Genomic DNA, 1,810 nt, shown 5'->3' with positions numbered 1-1,810 from the left:
AGTTCTGCGCCTGCACAATAATTTTTTCTTTTTTTATTTTTAGAAGTTACTTGGATTTTTCTTGGAATTAATCCTAACAGTTCCGCGCCAGAACTAATTTTCTAAAAATGAGCGAAACTTTGTTTTAGAATCATTCCATCCTAGAACATCGTGATATGCCTTGGGAACAAGATTTCGTGCACTGTACAGCAAGTATTCAACTGCAGAGTCTAGCACATATGTTACTGCCCAGTCTTGATTGCTTCTAATAGAGCGGCCAAATCCTTGCAATAGCTTGGTTACTGTTTGTGATGTATACCATAATGGGTACTTTGCTTTTTTTGCAGCAATTCGTTTTTCTTTGTAATTGGGATACGGAACTTTGGCAATTATTTGAAATCGTGATAAATCATCTTTAAGGTCAACTCCCTCCCATAATGATGATGAGAGCAGAACACCGTTTTTGCTTTGTGCATGTTCTTTGAGAATATCATCTTGAGTTTTTCCTCCAGGATTTTGTGCATGACAGATTCTGATTCTATTTTTATTTTCAGCAGATAAATTATTGTAAATTTCATTGCACCGATACAATGATGATGTTAAAACTAGTCCTCGCTCGTCATTATGAGATGATAATAGCTCGTCAATTTTTTTGATAACTTTGAGCTCATCCTGATTTGGTGCACCAAACTTTAGCTTGCAAACATTTAGAAAATTTATTTTCCTATTCTCTACTGGAAACGGTGAATTTGGAGTATCAATGATTTCAATCTCATCAGGGGGTATTCCCATCGTCTCACAAAATGAATTTTTATCAATTGTAGCTGACATGAAAATTTGAATCGGAGTCTGGAAAAAGTCTTTGACATACTTTGAGATATCTAGTGGCTTTACATCAAGGGATAGAAATAGGTCGCCATCCATCTTGGGCTCATTAATAATGAAGTTTTCCTTGTCTGATAGAATCTCAATTCTTGCTTTAGTTGCCCTATCATAGTTGCCCTCAAGATACTGCAGCCTGTCATAGTCTGGGAATCGCTCAAAGAGACGGCTGCCCTTTAGCTCTGCAATCTCTTTTGCGTAATGGCTTGCAATATCATCTAGTAGCGTGATTACTAAATCAATGTCAGATAGGTCGTATGTGGTGATATCTAGTCCACACTCATCGATTATTCTCTTGTAGATGTTAATTCCAACGAATTGAATTATCTGGTCTTCAATTTTGTGGGCCTCATCAAAGATTGAGATTCTGCGATTAAGATATCCTCCATAATTTTTTTGATTGTACTTCATAATTTGAAAATATGCGTGATAGTTCCAAAGAGAATGGGGGGAGATTAGTGCGTCATACTTTTGGGAATAGTACGGACAGATTGTCCCATCAAAAGAGTTTGATTCATACTCTTGGATGGTCGGCTTGAACTTGCAGTTGGTGTTTTTGCCATTTTTTTTCTCAATGCACTCTCCTTTCTCGCAGGTATAGTGGAGCTGCATTGCCTTTGAGATATCATCAAGTTTTATTCGCTTTTTTTCCATGATTTTCAGGCATGCAAAGTTTGATTTTCCTTTGACGGGTTTTAGAAGGGAGAAATCATGTGAGTACTGGTCTTGAAGTGACTTTGATGCAGTAACAACAAAAGAGTTTTCAAAATGTTGTGCAAGATTAATTGCCATTGGGGACTTTCCAACGCCGGTAGGTGCAGAGACTATGATCTTTTTTGCACCTGATTTTATTTTTTTATCAATTTCATTTAGGATCTCTATTTGGATTGGTCTAGGAGTTAGTCCACTAGGAAAATTATCTAAAATGCTCAAGTGAATTTTTGGTGTT

At 36.7% G+C, this 1,810-nt stretch carries 1 protein-coding gene; it reads right to left on the bottom strand.

Annotated elements, in window-relative coordinates:
• Positions 1-93 precede the first annotated feature (93 nt).
• On the bottom strand, positions 94-1,794 hold the full coding sequence (locus tag C6988_RS10680; protein ID WP_255464485.1) for a helicase C-terminal domain-containing protein: 1,701 nt from the start codon (positions 1,792-1,794) through the stop codon (positions 94-96).
• Positions 1,795-1,810: the final 16 nt, after the last annotated feature.

The organism is Nitrosopumilus sp. b1, assembly GCF_014078545.1.
Lineage (GTDB): Archaea > Thermoproteota > Nitrososphaeria > Nitrososphaerales > Nitrosopumilaceae > PXYB01.
This window is presented reverse-complemented; position numbering and strand designations above follow the sequence as displayed.